The following is a 20,351-nucleotide window of genomic DNA, read 5'->3' on the forward strand; positions in this document are numbered from 1 at the left end:
ACCGGACCGCGTACGTACATCTGTGCGCCACCGGGCCGTCCACGGCCGCGCGGCTCAGCCGCCCGCCGCACGCTCCTCGCGTATCCGGCGCACCACGGCCGCCACCGTCTCGCGGATGGCGTCCAGTTCCGTCACAAAGCCCCACCAGTCCGGGTGCCGCCCGGACAGCCCCGCCACCGCCCGCTCCAGCCGGGTCACCGAGTCGTCCAGTGGACCCGCGTGCCGGGGATCGGGATGGCTGCGCCCGGCCATCGCCAGCCGCTGGGCGTCGCGGATGGCGAAGCGAGTCCGCTCCACCTCGCCGCTGTGGTCGAAGGAGACCTCGTTCAGCCGCCGCAGGCGCTCACCGGCCGCCGAGACCGCCTCGTCCGCGTCGTTCAGCAGCGCCCGCACCGTCGACAGCCGGGCGGTGGCGTCCGCCCACCGCTGCTCCTGCCGGGCGGTACGCGCCTCGGCCAGCTTCTCCTCCGCCTGCCGCACCGCGCCCGCCACCTGCTCCGGCACGTTCTGCAGGTCCTCCCAGCACGCGACGGTGAACCGCCGCCGCAGCTCGCTCAGCACCGGCCCGACGTTCTCCGCCCGGTGCCGCAGCGCCTCGGCGCGGGTGCGCAGGGAGGACAGCCGCCGGTCGGTCCCGGCCGCCCGCTCCGGCAGCAGCTCGACCTCCCTGCGCATCCCCTCCGCATCCCGCAGCACGCGCTCGGCCCGCTGGAGGGTGTCCCGCACGCCGTGGCGCGCGGCGCCCTCATTGAGCCTGGTCAGCTCGGGGGAGAGGGCGGCCAGCCGGGCCGCCGCCTCGTCGGCCCGCAGTCCGGCGGCGCGTACGGCGTCCAGCGCCTTCGTCGCACCCAGCAGCGCCTGCCGGGCCCGTTCCACGGCGGGCGCCAGCCGGGCGAGCTGCGTCTCGGCCTTCTCCAGCAGCGGACCGAGCCCCTGCCCGAACCCCTCCAGATCCGCGCGGGTGCGCTCCAGGTCCTCCCGGGCCCTGTCCAGCGCCCGGCGGGCGCGGGAGGCGGTGTCGGCGTCCAGATCGTCGCGCTCCAGGTCGTGGGCGTCCACGGTGGCGATGTACTCGTGGCTGACCTGGTCGATCCGCCGCCCGAACTCGGCGAAGTCCTCGACGGCCCGGCGCGCGCCCGGGGAGTCGTCGACGGCCGCCAGGGTCTCGATGGAGATCCGCAGATCCCGCTGCGCGGTGTCCAGTTCGTAGAACGCGGTGGCCGCCGCGTCCTTGGCGGTCTGGGCCTCGGCACGCCGGTTCTCGGCACGCCCGCCGCCTCCCCAGCCCCAGCGGCGTGCGCCGCCGCCGTTCATCGCCGCCACGTGTGTCCTCTCCCCGTACGCCCTCACCGGCCCGGCTGCCATTCTCCCACCCGGTCCGGGGGAACACACGGGAGGCGACCGGTGCGGTCACCTCACGACCGGTCCCGCCGACGTGCGAGGCGCACGGTCACATCGCCGTTGGCGGCGCGGACGGTCACGGCCGGAGCGCCCGCACCACCCCGCGGCACCTCCACCCGGGTGCCGCCGTTGTCGTCACCGGCGTCCACGCACCCGGCCACCCCGGCGGTGGCGGCGACCGCGAGAACGACGGCGACCAGGGCGCGTACGGTGCCGCGGCGGGTCTCGGCGGTCATGGGCGGTCTCCGTATCCGTTCGGCGGGGCTGCTCGGCGAGGCCCTGCCGACGCTATGGATTCCCGCCTGCCGACGGCATCCGGCGCCCCACCGGGCCCGGGGCGGGGACAGCCCCCGCCCCCGCGTTTGTGGCGCGCACGGTGCGGCACGGTACGCTGTGGGCTCACCCCGGGCGCATAGCTCAGCGGTAGAGCGCTGCCCTTACAAGGCAGATGTCGGCGGTTCGAACCCGTCTGCGCCCACCAGGGAGAAGCCCCCCGGCCCACCAGGGCCGGGGGTCTCCCGCGTCACCCCTGACACCCGGGCTTCCGAGCGGTCCGGGAGCCTGGCGAGTTCCTTCCGCGACAGACCTCTGCACCTGCGGTGGGAGGCGATCCCGCGGCCTGGGGTCTTCTCGTGGTCAGCGCTCATGGCCGATCCGGGGGAAGGCCGAAGACCGTACCGTCCAGCGCCGTCAGCCGCAGATTCCGCCGGAACGCCCGCGGAGTGCGCTCATCGCCCATCGGGGCTGAGACCTCGTCGAACAGGTTCCGCGGCGGCGCCTCACCGAGCCGGTGACGGGCCTGCGAGATCGCCCCGTCCGTGGGCACCCTCCAGCCGTCCCATTGCCGTTACGGGCGGAACCGGGGTCGTGGGCGCCGAGGAGTGCGCCTACCAGGACGAATGAGACCAGGACCGGCACGGGCATGAGTCCACCCGGGCGGTCGACGTCGTCGACGTACGTCAAGGAGACGCCGGTCCACAGCAGTGTGCCGAGGAGGATCTGGAGCCGGGTGCGCCGTTCGCCGAGGACGCGCATCCCGATCCCCAGCACCAGGGGCATGAGTATCCACGTGGCGAGGACGGTGGCACCGAATTCGAGCACACCGGCCCAGTCGTCCGGGTGGTCCGGTTCCTGGCCGCGGGCCCACGCGAACCCGGCGTTCATCGTGAGGTGGCAGGCCGCTGTGGCGATGATCGTGACCGCGGCTGCCTTCAGGGGGCGTGCGTAAACCATGGTCGCTCCAAAGCGAGAGGTCGGGCCTCCAGCGCTGTCGCTGCCCGGTGGAGGCCCGATTCGTGGGTTCGACGGCCGGCCGAGCCGTGGGTGAGCGTACGGTTCGGCCGAGGCCCCCACCAGACGGCGTGCGGTCCGGGCTGTGGCGGAGGTGTCCGCCCAGTCGTCCACAAAGGGCACCCGGTGTGCGGAGCACAGCCGACGGCGCCGTATGCCCCACTCGACGGTACGGCTCAGGTAGTTCCGGTGGCGTGCTGCGCAGCAGGACCTGGCCCCCAGCTCCGCCTCGCTCGGTCCCCCGCGCATCTCGACGAAGCCCGCCCCCAGGGAGGCCGCCACCAGAGGCCCGGGAAGAAACCCCGTTGCCTCGGGCGCGAGTACGGTCGTGATCCCCTCACGTGAGGAGCACAGACCGGCGAGCGCGGGCCCCAGCTCGCCCAGGAGGGACGCGTCGGCCCACCGCTGGGAAACATCCGCGCCCCTCCTCGCTCCGTCAGGTGAACGCCGTTCGGAGACGGTGCCGAAGATCATGATGTTTGTGCTGCTCGCCCACGCGCGGCGTGGTCTCATCGTCTCGGCAGCCACACGGGGGAAGCCGGACGGGCTGAACATCCGTCCGTCGCGCGGATGCGGATCCGGCCTGAAGGCTGGAACACCCTGGAAGATCCCGGTGGCGTGGTGCCGGTCCGGTGTTCACGTCGGGATACCCCCCCGTGCGCCGTAGCCGACGAGGAGCAGGAAGCCACCGAGCGGGCCGCCGGCGGCGAGGGGGCTGGTCCTCCGGCCCGCCGGGAACACGGCGACTCCCGCTGCGAGGATGAGGCGGGCGACTACGGCGAGTGCCGCCGCGAGCAGCGTCTCGCCGACGAATTCGGCCACGTGCTCGCCTGTCCTTCTGGCCGCGTGTGCGACGCGTCCCCCCCGCCACGTGACCGCACCCCTCCCGCTCGGAACGGTGACCCCGTACAGGAGGGCACTGCCGATCGCGTGCCAGGAGTTCCCGCCACGGGCGGGTCAGCTCCGCTGCCGGGGCCGTCGTCCGGACCGGCATCGTCGCCGGCGCCGACGGCCACATCGACCAGCCCGAGCAGCAGGCCGTCCGGGAGGCCTGCGCCGCGCCGGGGCTCCCCGCGGCGGAGTTCGGCGTGCAGGGACCGGCCGGTGTCTAACCCCGCTCCGGGGCGGCGGGGTCCCGGGGGCCGTCGGGGAGGTCGGCGAAGGTGTACGGCGGCCAGGGGCCGAGGAAGCGGATGCGGGCGGCGGGCTGTTCGTCCCGGACGGCCGCCAGCACGGCGCCGACCGCCTCGATGTCCTCCGTGCGCACCAGCAGGGCCGCCGAGAGGACGTCCGCCTCGCCCGGGTCGCGTACGCCGCGCGCCCGCTCCCGCATGTCCTCGGCCACGGCCAGCAGCCTGCGGCGCACATCCGCGTGGAGGACGTCGGCCAGGCGCTCGGAGGACTCCCGGCGCAGCTGTTCGAGCTGCTTGGCCAGCAGACGGCGCAGCCCGGGGGAGCGGCTTGCCATCTCCGCCTCCAGGGCGCGGGCGCGTTCGTCGTCGCGGGCGGACTCCGTGCGGTCGACCGTGATCTCCACCCTCAGCTCCGCGCGGCCGTCCAGCGCCTCCAGCCGGGAGCGGAGCCCGGCCGCGCGGGAGGTGAGCCAGTCGCGCAGGCGCTCCTCGGCGGTGCGGGGGTCCTGCGGCGAGGGGGCGGGGGCGACCAGCATGTTGAACGTCATCGGAAGGAGCGCGCCGGTGCGCTCCCACACGGCCACCACCGCCCGGTCCTGCTCGGCCACCCGGCGCCGCACGTCCTCGTCCGAACCCTGGTAGGGGACCGGTTCCGCGTCGTGGACCAGCGCGGCCAGTCCCGTGCCGGGGGCGGCCGGCAGGCGCAGGGGGCGCCCGTCGATCCCGGTGACGTCGTCGGCGGCGCCGGGCCGGTCGGGCACCACCGCGTACACGTACAGGGCAGGCTCCGTCACCGCCGTGCCTCCTCGGCCCAGCGGGCGGGGTTGACCAGCTTGTCCACCACGTCGTCCACCACCTCGTCCAGGCCCCGGTGCAGGTCGGCGACGGAGTCGGTGATGCCGTGGTCGGACTTGATCTCCTCGATCGCCTCGTCCAGCTCCAGCAGGGCGTCGCCCAGGCGTTCGAGCTCCTCCCCGGTCAGGTCGCCGCCGTTCATCCGGCGCAGCGCCTGCCGCTCCAGGGCCTCCTGGATCACCTCGACCAGGGTGACGACCAGGGAGAGCACCCCCTGTTTGAGGCTCTTCTCGTCGACTGTGATGGCCATGATCTTCTCCGTCCTTCTCTTCCCGCCCGCTTCCCGCCCGCTGTCCTACGGGGGCCGCCGTACGCGTGTGTCAGGCCGAGGCCAGCGGTGCCGCGCCGCGCAGCGAGTCCAGTGCCCCGGCCCAGCGCCGCGGTTCGTCGGCCGTGAGCGTCACCGGTCCCTGCGAGGCCGTCTCCACGGTGATCACCGTCCCCCCGCCGGCCGGTGAGCGCTCCGGCGCGGTGTGGACGGCGGTGATGTCGTCGGCGGGCAGGACCAGGGCGGGACGGGCGTCCAGCGGGGACTTCCACACCAGCCCGTCCGGGGTGAGCCGCCCCTGCCCGCCGCGCCACAGCGGGCCGCCGCGGCGCGGCTCGTGGTACCAGAGGTGGCCTTCGAGGACCGTTCTGCCGTCGTGGCCGTCCTCCTGTTCCGGGCCGGCGGGGGACGTCTCCAGCGGGCCGGGGCACGTACCGGCCAGCAGGGCTCGCAGCCTCTCCGGCTCGGTGCAGGACAGCAGTGCCCGACGGCCGCCGGCCAGGACGACGCGCAGCCTGGTGCGCTGTTCGCCGCCGATGGTCCGCTCGGTCTCCGGCCGCACCGCGCGCACCGCCGCCAGCTCCGTCTCCCACAGCACCTCGCGCGGCTCGCGGCGCAGTACGACCAGCCGCCGGTCGGTGAGGTGGACGGTGCCGGGCCGCCAGGTGGTCTGGAAGCCGTCCTCCAGCAGATGTCCGCCGCGCATGTGGACGACGTGCCTCTCCCCGGCGCGCGGTTCGAGCTCGCGGCGTCCGGTGGAGCGCTCGGCCCAGGCGCGGGTGTCCTCGTCCCACCGGCGCAGCATGCCGTACTCCAGCATGGTCTCCATGCCCGCTATCGCGGCGCGCAGACTGACGCCGATCAGCGGGATGTCGGCCACCGAGACGATGAGGTCCAGGTGGAGGACGGCGCCCTTGTTCAGCAGGACCTCGACGAGGTCGTCCAGCGTCACGCGCGGGTCCCTGGTGGGCTTCATCGGCGGGCGTTCAGCCGTCACGGCCACCGCTCCCGCCGTCCTTTGGGTCTCCGCCGTCTCCGGGGGCACCGTCGCCCGGGCCTGCGTCGTCGGGGAGGGCGCGCGGGTCGGCGCGGCTCCCGGTCAGCCGGGCCTGGGCGCTGCGCCAGCCGCACCACGGGCACATGTCCTCCAGCAGCTGGCGCACCGGCGAACGCTTTCCGCACTCGGGACAGGTGTCCCTCTCCTCGCGGGCCTCGCGCCAGGCGGCCGTCTCGACATCGGTGCCGGAGGGGAACTCCAGGCCGTAGCGCGCGGCGGTCTCGAAGGAGGCCAGCGCCGCCCGCAGCCGGATGCCGAGGAGTTCGACACCGGCCACCGACACCATGATGTCCGCGTTGAGCACCAGCCCCTTGTCGAGGAGGGTCTCCACCACGTGGGCGAGGCTGCCCTCGCCGTCCCGCCGCGGCTCAAGCGGCTGGGGTGTCAGCGTCCGGGCCCGCGGCGCCGCGGGTACGCGCGGCGCCGCGGGCCGGACCGCGTCGGCCTCGGCGGGAACGCCTCTCTCCTGGTAATCGCTCACCCGTTACGCCTATCCGGGTGACCGCTTCCCATGCGTCCGCGGTGCGGGCTCAGCCGGGCGTACGGCCCAACGCCCCTGTCACCCGGGGGTTTCCGCGGCCTTGGCCGCCTTGGCCGCCTTGGCCGCCGCGGCGGCGGCGCGGGCCTCGGCGTAGGCGTCACGGAGGTCGGGCCCCCAGGCGGGCGACCGGTCCGAAGGGCGGACGATCCAGCCCCGATCGCCGATCAGGTCCGGTTCCACGACGTCCGGGTGCGGCAGCAGCACCAGGGTGCCGCGGCACAGGACGGACATGCCGGCGACCTCCCAGCCGTCCGCCGATCCCAGGGCGACGACGAAGTCCGCGCCGAGCGGGGTGGAGAGCACGGGGCCGAGCGGGGCCCGCGCCGCCCGCATCCTGCGGACCGTCTCCCGGGCGAGGGGCAGCGGGACGCGGACCACGTCCCAGGCGATCCCCGTGGGCACTTCGCCCAGTGCGCCGTGCTCCCAGGCGGCCAGGACTGCGGGTACGCGGCCGGTGGGGTCCAGCCAGCCGGTCGGCGGGGGCTGGACGGCGGCGCCGGCCGGTGCGGAGTGCGGGGAGATGGTCACGGGGTCGCCTTCCTGTTCCACTCGGGGGTCTGCCGCAGCAGCCATCGGCAGTCGTGTGCGAGGGACCTCACCTGCTGCCGGGCGGAGTGCAGTCCGCCGTCCAGTCCCCGCCCGGCCTGGTTGGTGATCCAGTCCAGCCGCGCCCGGTAGCGCAGCCACTGGGCGGTGCTGGGGCGCAGGACGGCGGCGCGGGCCCGCGCGATCGGCAGCAGCAGCCGGATGTGGTCGCGTAACTGGGCCTCCAGCTCCACCAGTTCCCCGTGGTGCAGGGGCGCGCTGCCGTGGGCCAGGGCGCGGCCGATGGTGTGCTGGACGGCGGCGGCGTCCACCAGGACGGCCGCCTCCGGCAGGTCGGCATCGGCCGCCGGATCCCGCGGCTCGGTCTCCTCCGGGCCGGCCTGGCCGAACGGGCTGACCCGGCCGGGCGGTTCACCGGTCACGGGCGGGGCCGCAGGTGGGATGGCGTCTGGTGTCGTCTGCACGAGGTCCCCCGGACTTGTTCATGGTCGCTTACGGAGACAGCGTGGCGGCGTGACCGGTCCTCAACTGTCACTCTTCGGTGACAGGTACCGTCGGCGGGTGCGCGCGGACGCACACGTCCCGGCGTCCGCGGTCAGCCGTCACGTGCCGTCACGCGCCGACCCACGCGGCCATTCGGGTCAGGGTGTCCGGCGACCTGCGGCGCAGGTTCAGCAGGCCGCGCACCGTCTCCCGCACCCGGGGGTGGAAGCGGGTCTGCTGGGGCGCCAGCGCGCGCGCCTGCGCCAGTGAGGCCAGTGCCGCCTCGATCCGGCCGGTCTCCATCTCCGCACGGGCCCGGTCGACCAGCAGGGCGGCCCGCCGGGAGGCGGCCCAGCCGCGCGGCGGGTGCACCGCGCGCGCCGCGCCCAGCGCCGCGTCGTACTGGTGCAGCTCCAGCCGGGCGAACACCTCGTGCGCTCCGACGTTCGCCGGGCCGAAGGACAGCCAGTGCACCGCTCCCACCTCGCCGGTGCGCCTGGCGATCTCCCCGGCCCGCGCGAGATGGGACTCCACGGCCGCTCCGTCGCCCGCGCGTGCCGCGATCACGGCCGCGCCCAGATGGAGCTGCCCGGCCACCGCGAGGCTCTCGGTGCTCTCCCCGGTCTGGCGCAGCAGATCGTGCCCGACCGCCACCATGCGCAGGCCGATGCGGTGTTCGGCGTCCCGGCTGCGGTAGGACAGGGCCCGTTTGTACTGGCGGATCGCGCCGAGCAGCGGGTCGCCGGCGTGCTCGGCGGCCCAGCCCATCCGGTCCAGCGCCACGGCGGCCAGGTCGTAGCTGCCGAGTTTCGTCGTCACGTCGTGCGCGCTGCGGTACGCCGACGCCAGGGCGCACCACAGCTCGGTGCTCGGGTGCTCCCGGCAGGAGGCGGTCAGGTCCGTCAGGAGGCCCGGCAGGCCGGCGGCCGCCTGGTACAGCCGGGCGCCGCGTACGTCGCGGCACAGCGTGTCTGCGGCCGCCACCAGTTCGGGCGCGGGCAGGTCGGTGCCGCGGGAGTCGGGCGGCAGGTCGTACAGGTCGAGCGCCTCGCGGATGGGCCGGACCAGGCTGTCGACGCGGTCGGGCCGGGCGGAGTGCGCGGGTTGCCCCGTCAGGGTGGCGACATCGGTGCGCAGCGCTCTGGCCACGGCGGCCACGAACTGCGGGGAGGCACTCTTGTGGCCGCTCTCGACATGGCGCAGAAGGCTGTAGGAGTAGGGGATGCGCTGGGCGAGTCCCTGCTGTGTGAGTCCGGCGCGCTTGCGCTGGGCGGCGATCCGGTTACCGATGTGCTCGTCGTCGGATGCGGGCATACCGGGTCCCTCCGTTTCTCGCGGCATCTGAACGGTACCCGCGACCCGCCGCCCGTCCCAGTGAGTTCGCACTGATCAGGTGTGGTGAACTGCGGAGCATGAGGAACCGAGTCATGTACCTGTTCGGTTGCGCCTCCCCGCCCGTCGTCTACGTCGACCGCGCGATCCGTGACGCGCAGGCGCGGGGGTGGCAGGTGTGCCTGGGGCTGACGCCGAGCGCGCGGGAGTGGCTGGAGGACCGGCTGCCGGAGCTGGAGGAGCTGACCGGCCACCCGGTGCGCAGCGCCTACCGGCCCTACGGCCGGCCCGAGACGTGGCCCAGGACGGATGTCGTGGTGGTGGCACCGGCGACCCTGCACACGGTCAACGCCTTCGCGCTGGGCATCACTTCGACGTTCGTCGTGGGCTTCGCCGCGGAGGCGATGGGCAAGCGCATCCCGCTGGTGGTGATGCCGTGCCTGAACTCCACCTACGCCCGGCATCCGCAGTTCGAGCGCTCGCTGGAGGTGCTGCGCGGGGAGGGCGTGCGGGTGCTGTACGGCCCCGGCGGCTTCGTGCCCAACCCGCCGGGACAGGGGCGCCCCGAGGAGTACCCGTGGCACCTCGCGCTGGACGCGGCGCACGAGGCGGTGGAACGGGGCTGACCGGCGGCGCGCTCCGCCCCGGTGCGCCTGTTCAGCCGGCGCGCCTCCCGCGGTGGTCGCCGGTACCGGGGCAGGTGCGCCTGCGGCTGCACGGGCGCACCTGCCCCGGTACCCCTCCCGGGCCGCCGCGTCCGGGACGGAGCGGTCGGAGGCGAAACCGTGGTGGTGGAGCAGGCGCGCCACGGAACCGCCGTACCGGGCCGCGAGCAGCGCTGCCTCAGCCGTCTTGTCCTGGCCGGGGGCGGAGGAGGAGCCGGAGCCGGCCGGGGTGCCGCAGCCGCACCGGCAGGTGCCGACCGGGGCGAGCCACGGCTGGTCGCCGTTCGTCATACCGCCGAAGGTGGTGCCGGGAGACCGGCCGCGGGGGGAGGAACCGGCGGAAAGATCCCGGGCCGGTGCCGGCCGTCGGGGACTCGTGGGACGAAGGCCGGCAGGGGGAAGGCCCGAGCCGCCCCCACGCGGCTCGGGCCTGGTCCTTTCCGCAGGGCCCGGGTCTCCTCCCCTCGCCGGGAGGGGACCCGGGCCCTTGCGGTCATCCGGCTCCGGACGGCTCAGGGCCGGATGACGGCCCACACGATGTGGCCCAGTCCGAGTCCTGCGGACTCCACCCCCCAGGCCTGTGTGAGCGATTCGATCAGCTGTAGTCCCCGGCCGCGCTCCTCGTCGGCCCGGGGGAAGCACAGGACCGGGGTGCTGGCGTAGCTGCCCTGGTCGCGCACCTCGATGCGTATCTGGCCGTCGGCGACGTACAGCAGGCAGCCGATGCGGTCGCTGTCCGTGTGCAGCACGGCGTTGGTGAACAGTTCGGAGACCACCAGCCGCGCCGTGCGGCAGACCTCCGGGGCGAAGCCCCACTGGAGCAGGCGCTCGAAGGCGCGGTCACGGGCGTCGGCGACGGAGAAGGGCTGGGCCGGCAGCTCGAATGTCTCCTGGCGCAGGTCGTGGCACACGCCGACCGGTCCCGGGAGCGTCATCGTGCCTGGGGAGAGCGCCACGGCCACCCGCCTTTCCGTACTTCTGCCTGTGGGGGCCCTCACTATCCTCGCTGCGGTAGGCAGAAGGCAAGAGGCGTCTTGCAAATTGCAGAATATTCGAGGCAGGCTGCATACGTCATAGACGGTGTGTCAGACTCTCTGTCCGACCAGGGGTTTCGAGGGAGGGAACGTGGCGACCGTCGGGCGGATCGTGCTCGGTCTGCGACTCCGCGACCTGCGGGAAAAGGCCGGGTACTCCTTCGAGGAGGCCGCTGCCGCGCTCAGCGTCAACGCCGCGACGGTACGACGGATGGAGAAGGCCGAAGTCGGCCTGAAACCGCTGTTCGTGGAGAAGCTGCTGGAGACGTACGGCGTCGGACGGCAGGAGACCGACTCCTTCCTGGCGCTGGTGGAGGAGTCGCGCAGGCCGGGATGGTGGCACCGGTTCCGTGACGTACTGCCCGACTGGTTCGGCCTGTACGTCAGCCTGGAGGGCTCCGCCTCCGTCATCCGCGGCTACGAGCCACACTGCGTCCCCGGCCTGCTCCAGACCGAGGACTACGCCCGCGCCCTGCTGCGCACCGGGTTCCCCAACGCGGCCGACGACGAGCTCGAGCGCCGGGTCGCGCTGCGCACGGGCCGGCAGCGGCTCCTGGCCGGACCGGGCGCCCCGCGGTTGTGGGTCGTGGTTGATGAAACGGTCCTTCACCGGCCCGTCGGGGGGCCTCAGATCATGCGGGCGCAGATCGACCGGCTCACGGAGGCGGCCGCGCTGCCGAACGTCACCCTCCAGATCCTGACGTTCGGGGCGGGCCCGCACCCGGGCATGTTCGGGCCCTTCCAGCTGTTCCGCTTCGACATACCGGAACTGCCGGACATCGTCTACACCGAGAGCCTCACAGGGGCCGTCTACCTGGACGAACACCCTGAAACGGCCGTCTACCTGGAGGTCCTGGACCGCATGGGCGCGCAGGCCGTATCAGTACGACACACCGAGGAGCTGCTCGGTGACATTCGCAAGGAGTTCTGACCGATGGGTCACATTTACAACGGGATGCCGGCCAAGGAGCTAGGGACCGAGGGCTGGCACAAGCCGTGGAGCGGGACCAACGGCGGCAACTGCGTGGAGGCGATGAAGCTCGGCGACGGACGGGTGGCCCTGCGGCAGTCCAGCGACCCCGACGGCCCCGCGCTGATCTACACCTACCAGGAGATCGAGTCCTTCATCCGGGGGGCCAAGCTCGGGGAAGCCGACTTCCTGCTCGCCTGAACCGCACCGCCGCCGACCGCGATCACCCCCCACGGGAGACCACATGACCGCCCAGGGCTTCTCCGCCGACGACATCGACACCAGCAGACCGCACTCGGCGCGTATGTACGACTACTTCCTCGGAGGAAAGACCAACTACGAGGCCGACATCCAGGGTGCCGAGGCGGTCATCTCCTTCTGGCCGGGGGTACGCACCGGAGCCCGCGTCAACCGCGCCTTCATGCACCGGGCGTCCCGGTGGCTGGTGCGCGAGGCGGGCATCCGGCAGTTCCTGGACATCGGCACCGGCATACCCACCGAGCCCAACCTGCACCAGGTCGTCCAGGCCATCGCGCCCGAGGCCCGGGTCGTCTACGCCGACAACGACCCCATCGTGCTGCGCTACGCGCAGGCGCTGCTGCGCAGCACCCCCGAGGGCCGCACCGCGTACCTGCACGCGGACGCGACCGACCCCGACTCGCTCCTGAGCCACCCCGAGCTCCACGGGGCCCTGGACCTGAGCCGGCCGGTCGGGCTCTCCCTCAACGCGCTGCTCCACTACATCAGCGACGAGAGCGGGCCGCACGAGATCGTCGCACGGCTGGTGGACGCGATGCCGTCGGGCAGCTACCTCACCCTCACCCACTGCACCCCCGACCTCGCCCCCGAGACCTGGGAGCGCCTCGGCAGCCTCTCCATGTCCGGCTCCGCGGCCTCCGCCAAGGCCCGGACGCGTGAGGAGATCCTGAGGTTCTTCGACGGGCTGGAGCTCGTCGATCCCGGCCTGACCGTGCCGCACCGCTGGCGGCCGGAGCCGGACCAGCCGCTCGCGGACGCCTCCGACGCAGAGGTGTCCCTCTACGCGGCCGTCGCCCGCAAGCCCTGACGGGCGGGCGCCGCACGCCCCGCACCGCACGCCGTCGCCTCCGCCCGGAGGTGGCGTACGCGTACGGCCCGGGCGCCCGGCGGGCCGTCACCTCCGGCTCCGGGGACGTGCGGTCCGTCCCCGGGCGCCGCCCCCGCGTGGGTGGGGGCGCTTCAGGACGACTGTGCCGCCGATGCCGATGCCGATGCCGATGCCGGTGCCGGTGCCGGTCCGCGCCGCACCAGGAAGGCGGCCAGGGCCCCCGCGCCGAAGAGGGCCAGCGCCGAGACCGCCGTCCCCAGCCACGTCGCCCCGAGCCACTGACCGCCCACATAGCCGGCGCCGACCCCGTACCCGGCCCAGGCCAGGCCCGCCAGGGCCGACCACGGCAGGAACTCCCTGGTGCGCCGCTGTTCCACACCGGCGACCAGGCTGATCACCGAGCGCCCGCCCGGAGCGAACCGGGCGAGCACGACCAGGGGACCCCCGCCGTGCGCCAGCGCGTGGCCCAGCCGCTCCCGCGCGCCGGCCAGTTGCCGTGAGCGGGTGACGGCCCGGGCGAAGCGGTCACCGCCGCGCCGGGCCAGCCGGTACACCGCCAGGTCGCCCAGGACCGACGCCGCGGCCGCGCACAGCACCAGCGCGCCCACGGTCGGAAGCGGGGCGTCCGGGGCCGGCGCGGCGATCGCGGCCGCGTCGGCCGCCGTGCCCGCGGCGGTGGCCGCCGCCGCGATCACGATGACGCCGCTGGGCAGGAAGGGGAGGAAGACGTCGAGCAGCACCGACAGCGCTATGAGCACGTAGACCCAGGGGGCGTAGATCAACTCCCCCAGTGTTTCCTGCACGTTCACCCCCCGGTGCGGCCCCTGCCGCGAGGCGGCCTACCGCCGATCAGCGTACGCCCGCGTCACCCGTGAGGATCAGCTGGGGTGCCGCGGCACGTCATCTCCCCACCGTCCGGCCGGAGTCGGCGGAGCATGGGCGGCCGTACGGAACGACACGACGAACCGAGCAGGAGGGGCCGACATGCTCAGGGGCAGGAAACCGGCGGACAGGACGGCGAACAGGGCCGCGGGCAGGAAACCGGTGGGCAGGAAACCGGCGGGCGGGACCGCCGGCAGGGCGGTGGCCGCGGCGGTCGCGACGGCGGCACTGCTGACCGCCGCGGGGCCGGCGGGCGGCGCGGGAGCGGCCGAACCCGCCGAGACGGCGGAGCTCCTCGGCGCCGTCGAGTCGGCCGCCGACATCGGCATCGGCGGTCTCGGGATCGGGGGCAGGCACCGGGTGGCGTGGGCGGGCGCCGAGTTCGCCCCGCCGGGGAAGTCCACCGTGCCGGCCGCGGTGACGTACGACCGGGCCCTCGTCCCCGTCGGAGCCGGGATCTCGGTGGCCCGGTACGACAGCCGCCGGAGCATGACGGTCGCGCTGGGCGTGCGCGGGCTGCCGGAGGAGCGCGGATACGGAGCGCACGTCCACACCGGGCCGTGCGGTGTCCGGCCCGGGGACTCGGGCCCGCGCTACCGGAACGTCCCCGTCCCGCGTGGCTCGTCCGCCGGCCCCCGCCACGTCAACCCCGAGAACGAGGTCTGGCTCGACTTCACCACCGACGAGCACGGCGAGGGCAGAGCACTGTCCAGCCACATGTGGCGCTTCCGCGTCGGCGAGGCGCGGTCCGTGGTGATCTACGAGCACCGCACGCGGCACGAGCCGGGGCGCGCCGGTGACGCGGGCAGGCGGGTGGCCTGCGTCACCGTGGGGCTCGACCCGGAGCCCCGGAGTTAGAGGCGGCGGCTGTGGGCGGGGCCCGGCCGGGGCGTTCGGCCGGGCCCCGCCGACTTCCGGCCGCGGGTTTCAGCCGCGGGTGCCGCGCCCGGTCAGCAGCCGCTCAGCACGCTGCCGAGCCTGCTCTTCTCGGCGGAGTCCACGGACAGGCCGTAGCTGTACTTCACCCAGACCCACATCCGGGCGTAGGTGCAGTGGTAGGTGGAGCGCGGCGGCATCCACTCCGCGGGGTCCTTGTCGCCCTTGGACTGGTTGACGTTGTCGGTCACGGCGATGAGCTGGGCGATGGACAGGTTGTTGGCGAACGACTGCCGCTTGGAGGTGGTCCAGGAGTTCGCGCCCGAGCGCCACGCCTCGGCCAGCGGCACGACGTGGTCGATGTCCACGTCGGAGGCCGCGTACCAGGTGGCGCCGTCGTAGGGCGAGTACCAGCGGCCGCTGACGGCCGCGCACCTGCCGTCCTGCACCACGTTGGTGCCGTCGCGTTCGAGGACGACCTCGCGGGTGTTGCAGGTGCCGCTCTGGGTGATCCAGTGCGGGAACTTGTCGCGGCTGTAGCCGTCCGACGAGCCCTCGGCGCGCACCGTCAGGGAGGCGAGGTAGGAGCGGGCGGTGGACGCGCTCGGCGGGGTGGGAGGCGCGGCCTGGGCGGTGGGAGCGCTCAGGAACAGCAGACCGGCGCAGAGAGCGATGAGCGCGCCGAGGGTGGTGGATCGACGCGCGTAGAAGCTGCGCCGCGAAGCGGGCAGGCGCATGCCGTGCATACGGACTCCCTGGTGATGGGGGAAGTTGAGTGGAAGGAACGCCGTCAGGGTGGCGCCGAAAGGTTTCCTCCCGGCGGGTGCCAGATGACAGGATGACGACATGAGCACGTCAGATCAAGACCGCTGCCCGCACTGGTCGACGCGCTCGAAGCGCCGGGTCCGCGTGCGGAGCCGGCGCGGAGCGCCGGAGCCGCCGGTCGCGGGGCCGTCGCGGCCCGCCCCGGTCGCCGTTCGGCCCGGGGCCGGGCCCGGGTCCGGCGCGGCCGTGGTGCCGGTCACGCCGGCGGCGCGCCGCACCGCCGGGCGGGCGCGGACGTCGTACCGGCGTCCGCGCCGGTCACGGCGGTGCGGCGCGGACCGGGAGACCGTCATGCGCGGGCGGCCCGGCCGGCGGCGGGCGCGGGGGCGCGCGGGGCATCGCGTACGCTGGTCGGCGTCTGAAGGGGAGTAGCTCTTCGCCGGACCGTCGACATACTGGCCGCGCCGTACCCGTACGGCCGGCCCGGCGCCCGGAGCCGGTGTTCGCGCACCGTGCCAGCGAGACCTTCGGCCGCAGTGTCCACGGCTTGACACAAGCCGCCCACGACGCTGCCGTGCCGAAGCGTGCTCGCCCCCGCGGGCCCCTCGGCAGGGCGGCCCGACCGACGAGGGGTTCTTCCCGCATGTTCAGCATCACCGCCGCCGCAGTGACCTTCGGCGTCGTCTTCCTCGCCGAACTGCCCGACAAGACGGCGCTCGCCGGGCTGGTACTCGGCACCCGCTACCGGGCCTCGTACGTCTTCGCCGGAGTCGCGGCCGCCTTCGTGCTGCACGTCGCGCTGGCCGTCGCCGCGGGCAGCGTGCTGACCCTGCTTCCGCGGCAACTGGTGCAGGGGATCACCGGCGCGCTGTTCCTGGCGGGCGCGCTGATGCTGCTGCTGAGGAAGGACGACGGTGACGAGGAGGTCCGCAGGCCCTCCGACCAGTCCTTCTGGAAGGTGGCGGGCAGCGGCTTCATGCTGATCCTGGTCGCGGAGTTCGGTGACCTCACCCAGATCATGACGGCCAACCTCGCCGCCCGCTACGACAACCCGCTCTCGGTCGCCCTCGGTGCGGTGATCGCCCTGTGGTCGGTCGCGGCCATCGGCATCCTGGGCGGGCGCGCGCTGATGCGCCGTGTGCCCCTGCGCCTGATCTCCCGGATCGCGGCGGGCGTGATGCTGGTGCTCTCCGCTCTCAGCTTCTACGAGGCGTTCACCGGCTGACCGGTGGCAGGCCGGGCGGACCGCCCGGCCTGCCACCGCCGGTGCCCCGGCCGGGCGGCCGGGGCACCGTGAGTGACCACGCCCCCGCCCGGAACCGGCGGGGAGGAAGGTTCCAGGCGGAGGGCGTGCGCTCGGGGGGAGGGGAGGCGGTGCGGGCTCAGCGGGCCCCGGACGACAGGTGCAGGCGCAGTCCGCCGCCGGGCAGGGGCTCCACGCGCACTCCCTCCAGCGTCGGCACATGGGCGGTCGGTCCGAAGGCCGCCGCCCGGGGCCCGACGCCGACCACCCGCATCCCGGCCGCGCGGCCCGCCGCGACACCGGCCCCGGAGTCCTCGAAGACCACGCAGTCCTCCGGTGCGAAGCCCAGTTCGGCCGCGGCCTTCAGGAAGCCCTCCGGATGCGGCTTGCCGGCGCCGACCGACTCCGCGGTGACCCGCACCGGCGGCGTCCGCAGGCCCGCCGCGTTCATCCGGGCGGTGGCCAGGGGGGCGCTGGCCGAGGTCACCAGCGCGTGGGGGAGGTCCTCGATCGCCGCGAGGAAGGCGCGGGCGCCCGGCACCGGCACCACGCCCTCGGTGTCGGCGGTCTCCCGCTCCAGCAGGCGCCGGTTCTCGGCGTGGTTGATCTCCATCGGGCGGTCGGGCAGCAGCTCGGCCATCGTGGCGTGGCCCTGCCGGCCGTGCACCACCTTCATGACCTCGTCCCCGTCCAGGCCGTGCCCGGCGGCCCAGTCGCGCCAGACGCGCTCGACGGCGGTGTCGGAGTCGACCAGGGTGCCGTCCATGTCCAGCAGCAGTGCGCGGGCCGCCATCGGCGCGGTGGGCGTGCCGCCGGTGTGCCGGGCGTCCTGGACGTCCTGGACGTCCTGGGCTTTCGGGGAGTCCGGGGTGTCCGAGGGCATGACAGGTGGCTCCAGCGGCTGGGAAGGCAGGACAAGTGGCCCGCCCGCCGGGTCAGGGGCCCCCGTCGCCAGGGACGGGGAACGGGCGGAGCCACTTTGTTCCTCCACGATACAAAGCATTCCGCGTTTGCGCCACTCCGCACGGCGTCAACTTCTCCGCGTGGCCCTCTCCAGGGCGCGCCGGGTGTGCGGCCCGTAGACGCCCTCCGGGTCGCCCCGCACCCCGTACCAGGTCTGGAACGTGGACACCCCTTCGGTGACATCGCGGTCGTACGCGCCGTCCACGCCGTGCTTCTGGGCGTCGTAGGTGCCCACCGCGGCCAGCCGGTACTGCAGCTCGGTGACCTCCGGACCCGAGTCGCCCTCGCGCAGCGTGCGCGGCGGGCCGCCGTCGTCGTCCCAGTCGTCGTCCCAGCCGTCCCCGCCCGGAGTGGTGGGGGCTGAGGACGCCGGGGAGGTGCTCGCGGAGGCCTGTGCGGTACGGGAGGGGGTGGGGGAGGAGGACGGCGTACGGCTCCGCGGGGGACTCGCGGACACGGAGGGGGGCGCCGTGGCCGACGGTGAGGCCGATGGGGACACGGAACCGCCGGGACCGGCGTCGGCCGACTCCCGGCCCTTGCCGTCGGTGGGCACCACCGCTGTCGGGGCGCCGCCGCGATCGCCGAACCTGGCCTCGTCGAAGGGGTCGCCCCCCCGTGTGAACAGCCCGGCCACGAGTACGCCGGAACCCACCACGGCCACCGCGGTGCCGCCCACGGCCAGCGCCATGCCGCGTCCGATGCGGCGGCGCGGGGCGGCCCGGCCACCGGTCACCAGTGGCAGGGGCGCGGTGTCGCCGTCCGCCCGCCGGGCGCCCTCGGGGAACATCGCCAGGTCGGCCGGGTCCGGCCCCCGGTCCGGCTGTGTCACCGGCCGCGGCAGCACCTCGACCCCGGCGCAACGGCAGCTCGCCCGGCCGGAGTCGTCCGCGGGCCTGTGGCATATGGGGCAGATGGGCGTATCCGCCACTGCGAGCTCCCCTCCATCGGAAAGTGCCACAGAGGTTACTGGACGCCCTCCGCCCCCTCTGTACCCGCCGGTCACCTCCGTCCGCCCGGGCCCCGCAGGACCCGCCCGGCACGCTGCCGACGGTCCCGGCCCCGGGCACCCCGCCCGGGGCCGGGACCGGGTCTCAGCCCCCCGCCCCGGGCTTCGGAGCCGCCTGCTGGACGACCTCGAAGGTCCAGACGTCGGAGTCGGACGCCGCCGGGCCCCGGCCCGCGCCGCCGCCCGGGCGGCCTCCGCCCCCGCCCTGGTGCGCCGACTTCATCGGGCCCGACATCCATGCCTGGAACGCGGCCTCGTCGCGCCAGCGGGTGTAGACGAGGTAGCGGTCGGTCCCCTCCAGGGGGCGGAGCAGCTCGAACCACTCGAAACCGTCGGAGGACTCCACCGCTCCCGCCCGGGAGGCGAACCGCCGCTCGAGTTCCTCCCGCTGTTCGGAGGGGACGGTCAGGACGTTGATCTTCACGATGCTCATACCCCCATCGTGCCTCCCGCCCCGGTCCGCGGAGGCCGCGGCACGGCGGCCGGTCCGGCTTGTGGTGCTGTGCGGTGGGCGCTCCGGGGAACGGCCGTCTCCGCGGCCCTTCGCGTACGCGCCCGCGCGGGCGCGTACGGGCACACGGCGGCGGGCCGGCCCCGATCGGGGCCGGCCCGCCGGGTGCGGCTGCCGGATCACGGCCTTCGGGCCACGGTCTCCGGGTCAGAGCCGCAGAAGCCGGTCGGCGGCGTCGCGGTACTCCCGCAGCGCCCTGCGCAGATCCTCCGTGCGCTCCGCGGAGTCCTCGCCGTGCCAGGGCTCGCGAAGTTCGCGGTGGTGTTCGGCGAGCAGTTCGGTGATGCGGCGGGAGATCTCCTCGAACACGGTGTCCGCCTCCTCGACCGAGCGCCGCGGCCCGTCGACGAAACCCGTCACCGCGTCGTGCAGCCGCCTGCCGAACCGCTCGCGCTCCTCGGGGGTCAGCAGGCCGGTGCCGCCGTTCCCGCCTCCCGGGCGGTGTCCGTTCGCGTCACCGTGCGCCGCCGCCCCCGGCCCCGTTTCCGTCCCCGGTCCCGCCGCCGTCCCGGTGTTCCTCTCGGGCGGCCCGTGCGGGGAGGAGGCGGGCGGGGCCTGCCCGTCCGCCCGGTCCGCGGACCCGGCCGGCGTCACCGGTTCCACCGCCGCCATCGGCTCCGTCCGGCCGGCGCGGTCGGCCGGGGGCGCGTCGTCCGTCCACTCGGGCCGGCCGGCGCGGTCGGCCAGTGGGGCCCGGCGTTCCTGGGGGATGTGTCCGTTGTTGCTCATGCCCTGCCTCCGGAGGTGTCGTGGCGGCGCACCGCTCCGGGCAGGTGCAGCCGCTCGGAGAGGCGGCCGTGGTTCCGCGATCCGGAACCGTCGGCGTGCTCGTGCTCACGGCCGTGCTCACGGCCGCGCTCGTGGTCGTGGTCGTGCCGCCCACCGCCGTGGGAGTCGTGCGCGGACTGCTCCATCAAGTCCTCGTACAGGGCGCGGGCGTGCACCAGCGCCTCGCGCAGCCGCTCGGTGTCGGCCTGGCCCTCTCGGGCCAGTACGGCCACGGCGTGCACCTCGCGGTAGCCCTGGACGCGCCGGGGGTGGTGGACGGAGAGCGCGGAGACCTGCTCGTCGTATCCGTCGCCGGGGAAGCCGCGCGCCTCGGCCAGCCGGCTCAGCAGCCGGTCGGCGGAGACGACCGCCTCGACCGGCGCGTCGACGAACCGCTCCTGCACGGCGGCCCACTGGGCCGCGTACTCCTCGCGCTCCTGCGGGGCCAGAGGCTTCGTCCGCAGCTCGCCGTGGCGCTGGAGCCGCTCACTCAGCTCCCGCTCGGCGGCCTTGGTGTCGCCGTTGTGCTGGGCGACGGTCCGCTCGTACTCCGGACCGAACCGCCGCTTGACGGAGCGCGGTCCGCCGCCGCGCCTGGCGAGGAAAGCGGCGATCGCGAGGACGACGACCGCCGCCACGATCAACGTGATGATCAAACCTGTGGACATGGCTCGC

At 74.5% G+C, this 20,351-nt stretch carries 25 protein-coding genes and 1 tRNA gene; 7 read left to right on the forward strand and 19 right to left on the reverse strand.

Annotated features, from left to right (window positions below; all coding sequences use genetic code 11):
• Positions 1-54 precede the first annotated feature (54 nt).
• Both ACGRHY_RS19390 and ACGRHY_RS19395 read right to left on the reverse strand, forming a co-directional pair.
• The gene (locus ACGRHY_RS19390) at positions 55-1,314 is read right to left on the reverse strand and encodes a hypothetical protein (RefSeq protein WP_394638122.1); all 1,260 of its coding nucleotides are present in this window, start codon (positions 1,312-1,314) and stop codon (positions 55-57) included.
• 101 nt (positions 1,315-1,415) lie between these two features.
• On the reverse strand, positions 1,416-1,637 hold the full coding sequence (locus ACGRHY_RS19395) for a hypothetical protein (protein ID WP_394636579.1): 222 nt from the start codon (positions 1,635-1,637) through the stop codon (positions 1,416-1,418).
• A 170-nt stretch (positions 1,638-1,807) separates the two neighbouring features.
• Between ACGRHY_RS19395 and ACGRHY_RS19400 the strand changes: the two genes are divergently transcribed.
• Positions 1,808-1,882, forward strand: a tRNA-Val gene (locus ACGRHY_RS19400).
• A 209-nt stretch (positions 1,883-2,091) separates the two neighbouring features.
• On the opposite strand, the gene ACGRHY_RS19405 is transcribed toward ACGRHY_RS19400, so the two are convergent.
• From ACGRHY_RS19405 to ACGRHY_RS19445, 9 genes are all read right to left on the reverse strand, one after another.
• Positions 2,092-2,634, reverse strand: a complete 543-nt coding sequence (locus tag ACGRHY_RS19405) for a hypothetical protein (protein ID WP_394636580.1) — start codon at positions 2,632-2,634, stop codon at positions 2,092-2,094.
• A 693-nt stretch (positions 2,635-3,327) separates the two neighbouring features.
• A complete protein-coding gene (locus ACGRHY_RS19410; RefSeq protein WP_394636581.1) occupies positions 3,328-3,513 on the reverse strand; it encodes a hypothetical protein in 186 nt (61 codons plus the stop codon).
• Positions 3,514-3,799: 286 nt separating this feature from the next.
• Entirely contained in the window at positions 3,800-4,618 is an 819-nt protein-coding gene (locus tag ACGRHY_RS19415; protein WP_394636582.1) for a GvpL/GvpF family gas vesicle protein, read from the reverse strand.
• A complete protein-coding gene (locus ACGRHY_RS19420; RefSeq protein ID WP_394636583.1) occupies positions 4,615-4,929 on the reverse strand; it encodes a gas vesicle protein K in 315 nt (104 codons plus the stop codon). The genes ACGRHY_RS19415 and ACGRHY_RS19420 overlap by 4 nt, the downstream gene beginning before the upstream one ends.
• 70 nt (positions 4,930-4,999) lie before the next feature.
• Complete coding sequence (locus tag ACGRHY_RS19425; protein ID WP_394636584.1) at positions 5,000-5,944, reverse strand: gas vesicle protein; 945 nt, start codon at positions 5,942-5,944, stop codon at positions 5,000-5,002.
• On the reverse strand, positions 5,934-6,485 hold the full coding sequence (locus ACGRHY_RS19430) for a gas vesicle protein (RefSeq protein ID WP_394636585.1): 552 nt from the start codon (positions 6,483-6,485) through the stop codon (positions 5,934-5,936). The genes ACGRHY_RS19425 and ACGRHY_RS19430 overlap by 11 nt, the downstream gene beginning before the upstream one ends.
• A gap of 78 nt (positions 6,486-6,563) precedes the next feature.
• The gene (locus tag ACGRHY_RS19435) at positions 6,564-7,073 is read right to left on the reverse strand and encodes a hypothetical protein (RefSeq protein ID WP_394636586.1); all 510 of its coding nucleotides are present in this window, start codon (positions 7,071-7,073) and stop codon (positions 6,564-6,566) included.
• Entirely contained in the window at positions 7,070-7,513 is a 444-nt protein-coding gene (locus tag ACGRHY_RS19440) for a DUF6415 family natural product biosynthesis protein (protein WP_394636587.1), read from the reverse strand. The genes ACGRHY_RS19435 and ACGRHY_RS19440 overlap by 4 nt, the downstream gene beginning before the upstream one ends.
• 190 nt (positions 7,514-7,703) lie before the next feature.
• Complete coding sequence (locus ACGRHY_RS19445; protein WP_394636588.1) at positions 7,704-8,888, reverse strand: helix-turn-helix domain-containing protein; 1,185 nt, start codon at positions 8,886-8,888, stop codon at positions 7,704-7,706.
• 113 nt (positions 8,889-9,001) lie between these two features.
• On the opposite strand from ACGRHY_RS19445, the gene ACGRHY_RS19450 reads away from it, so the two are divergent.
• On the forward strand, positions 9,002-9,532 hold the full coding sequence (locus ACGRHY_RS19450; RefSeq protein ID WP_394636589.1) for a flavoprotein: 531 nt from the start codon (positions 9,002-9,004) through the stop codon (positions 9,530-9,532).
• A 551-nt stretch (positions 9,533-10,083) separates the two neighbouring features.
• Here ACGRHY_RS19450 and ACGRHY_RS19455 read toward each other — a convergent pair.
• Positions 10,084-10,527 carry an ATP-binding protein gene (locus tag ACGRHY_RS19455; RefSeq protein ID WP_394636590.1) on the reverse strand — a complete coding sequence of 148 codons (444 nt, stop codon included), beginning with the start codon at positions 10,525-10,527 and terminating at the stop codon, positions 10,084-10,086.
• Between the two features lie 169 nt (positions 10,528-10,696).
• On the opposite strand from ACGRHY_RS19455, the gene ACGRHY_RS19460 reads away from it, so the two are divergent.
• The 3 genes from ACGRHY_RS19460 to ACGRHY_RS19470 are packed head-to-tail and all read left to right on the forward strand — an operon-like array spanning position 10,697 to position 12,641.
• Complete coding sequence (locus ACGRHY_RS19460) at positions 10,697-11,536, forward strand: Sco1979 family transcriptional regulator (protein WP_394636591.1); 840 nt, start codon at positions 10,697-10,699, stop codon at positions 11,534-11,536.
• A gap of 3 nt (positions 11,537-11,539) precedes the next feature.
• Positions 11,540-11,776 carry a DUF397 domain-containing protein gene (locus ACGRHY_RS19465; RefSeq protein ID WP_093654814.1) on the forward strand — a complete coding sequence of 79 codons (237 nt, stop codon included), beginning with the start codon at positions 11,540-11,542 and terminating at the stop codon, positions 11,774-11,776.
• 43 nt (positions 11,777-11,819) lie between these two features.
• A complete protein-coding gene (locus tag ACGRHY_RS19470) occupies positions 11,820-12,641 on the forward strand; it encodes an SAM-dependent methyltransferase (RefSeq protein ID WP_394636592.1) in 822 nt (273 codons plus the stop codon).
• A gap of 152 nt (positions 12,642-12,793) precedes the next feature.
• Here ACGRHY_RS19470 and ACGRHY_RS19475 read toward each other — a convergent pair whose 3' ends face one another.
• A complete protein-coding gene (locus ACGRHY_RS19475) occupies positions 12,794-13,465 on the reverse strand; it encodes a DedA family protein (protein ID WP_394636593.1) in 672 nt (223 codons plus the stop codon).
• A gap of 181 nt (positions 13,466-13,646) precedes the next feature.
• On the opposite strand from ACGRHY_RS19475, the gene ACGRHY_RS19480 reads away from it, so the two are divergent.
• Complete coding sequence (locus ACGRHY_RS19480; RefSeq protein WP_394636594.1) at positions 13,647-14,402, forward strand: superoxide dismutase family protein; 756 nt, start codon at positions 13,647-13,649, stop codon at positions 14,400-14,402.
• 92 nt (positions 14,403-14,494) lie between these two features.
• Here ACGRHY_RS19480 and ACGRHY_RS19485 read toward each other — a convergent pair whose 3' ends face one another.
• Complete coding sequence (locus tag ACGRHY_RS19485) at positions 14,495-15,166, reverse strand: HNH endonuclease family protein (protein WP_394636595.1); 672 nt, start codon at positions 15,164-15,166, stop codon at positions 14,495-14,497.
• Positions 15,167-15,828: 662 nt separating this feature from the next.
• Here ACGRHY_RS19485 and ACGRHY_RS19490 point away from each other — a divergent pair.
• The gene (locus ACGRHY_RS19490; protein ID WP_394636596.1) at positions 15,829-16,410 is read left to right on the forward strand and encodes a TMEM165/GDT1 family protein; all 582 of its coding nucleotides are present in this window, start codon (positions 15,829-15,831) and stop codon (positions 16,408-16,410) included.
• 157 nt (positions 16,411-16,567) lie between these two features.
• Here the strand turns inward: ACGRHY_RS19490 and ACGRHY_RS19495 are convergent, their stop codons facing one another.
• The 5 genes from ACGRHY_RS19495 to ACGRHY_RS19515 form a co-directional block, all read right to left on the reverse strand.
• Positions 16,568-17,221 (reverse strand): HAD-IA family hydrolase, encoded by a 654-nt coding sequence (locus ACGRHY_RS19495; RefSeq protein WP_394638123.1) that lies wholly within the window; start codon positions 17,219-17,221, stop codon positions 16,568-16,570.
• 237 nt (positions 17,222-17,458) lie between these two features.
• A complete protein-coding gene (locus ACGRHY_RS19500) occupies positions 17,459-18,220 on the reverse strand; it encodes a peptidoglycan-binding domain-containing protein (RefSeq protein ID WP_394636597.1) in 762 nt (253 codons plus the stop codon).
• 262 nt (positions 18,221-18,482) lie between these two features.
• A complete protein-coding gene (locus ACGRHY_RS19505; RefSeq protein ID WP_394636598.1) occupies positions 18,483-18,830 on the reverse strand; it encodes an antibiotic biosynthesis monooxygenase family protein in 348 nt (115 codons plus the stop codon).
• Between the two features lie 225 nt (positions 18,831-19,055).
• Complete coding sequence (locus ACGRHY_RS19510; RefSeq protein WP_394636599.1) at positions 19,056-19,637, reverse strand: hypothetical protein; 582 nt, start codon at positions 19,635-19,637, stop codon at positions 19,056-19,058.
• The gene (locus ACGRHY_RS19515; protein ID WP_394636600.1) at positions 19,634-20,344 is read right to left on the reverse strand and encodes a GAT domain-containing protein; all 711 of its coding nucleotides are present in this window, start codon (positions 20,342-20,344) and stop codon (positions 19,634-19,636) included. The genes ACGRHY_RS19510 and ACGRHY_RS19515 overlap by 4 nt, the downstream gene beginning before the upstream one ends.
• Positions 20,345-20,351 lie beyond the last annotated feature (7 nt).

This window comes from Streptomyces shinuiensis, from assembly GCF_043660855.1.
Classification (GTDB): domain Bacteria; phylum Actinomycetota; class Actinomycetes; order Streptomycetales; family Streptomycetaceae; genus Streptomyces.

Bases quoted from the DNA above. Each gene is read 5' to 3' on its own strand.
- ACGRHY_RS19390 (WP_394638122.1), bottom strand. From the start codon at position 1,314: ATGAACGGCGGCGGCGCACGCCGCTGGGGCTGGGGAGGCGGCGGGCGT.
- ACGRHY_RS19395 (WP_394636579.1), bottom strand. From the start codon at position 1,637: ATGACCGCCGAGACCCGCCGCGGCACCGTACGCGCCCTGGTCGCCGTC.
- ACGRHY_RS19405 (WP_394636580.1), bottom strand. From the start codon at position 2,634: ATGGTTTACGCACGCCCCCTGAAGGCAGCCGCGGTCACGATCATCGCC.
- ACGRHY_RS19420 (WP_394636583.1), bottom strand. From the start codon at position 4,929: ATGGCCATCACAGTCGACGAGAAGAGCCTCAAACAGGGGGTGCTCTCC.
- ACGRHY_RS19445 (WP_394636588.1), bottom strand. From the start codon at position 8,888: ATGCCCGCATCCGACGACGAGCACATCGGTAACCGGATCGCCGCCCAG.
- ACGRHY_RS19450 (WP_394636589.1), top strand. From the start codon at position 9,002: ATGTACCTGTTCGGTTGCGCCTCCCCGCCCGTCGTCTACGTCGACCGC.
- ACGRHY_RS19465 (WP_093654814.1), top strand. From the start codon at position 11,540: ATGGGTCACATTTACAACGGGATGCCGGCCAAGGAGCTAGGGACCGAG.
- ACGRHY_RS19470 (WP_394636592.1), top strand. From the start codon at position 11,820: ATGACCGCCCAGGGCTTCTCCGCCGACGACATCGACACCAGCAGACCG.
- ACGRHY_RS19480 (WP_394636594.1), top strand. From the start codon at position 13,647: ATGCTCAGGGGCAGGAAACCGGCGGACAGGACGGCGAACAGGGCCGCG.
- ACGRHY_RS19485 (WP_394636595.1), bottom strand. From the start codon at position 15,166: ATGCACGGCATGCGCCTGCCCGCTTCGCGGCGCAGCTTCTACGCGCGT.
- ACGRHY_RS19490 (WP_394636596.1), top strand. From the start codon at position 15,829: ATGTTCAGCATCACCGCCGCCGCAGTGACCTTCGGCGTCGTCTTCCTC.
- ACGRHY_RS19495 (WP_394638123.1), bottom strand. From the start codon at position 17,221: ATGGCGGCCCGCGCACTGCTGCTGGACATGGACGGCACCCTGGTCGAC.
- ACGRHY_RS19505 (WP_394636598.1), bottom strand. From the start codon at position 18,830: ATGAGCATCGTGAAGATCAACGTCCTGACCGTCCCCTCCGAACAGCGG.
- ACGRHY_RS19510 (WP_394636599.1), bottom strand. From the start codon at position 19,637: ATGAGCAACAACGGACACATCCCCCAGGAACGCCGGGCCCCACTGGCC.
- ACGRHY_RS19515 (WP_394636600.1), bottom strand. From the start codon at position 20,344: ATGTCCACAGGTTTGATCATCACGTTGATCGTGGCGGCGGTCGTCGTC.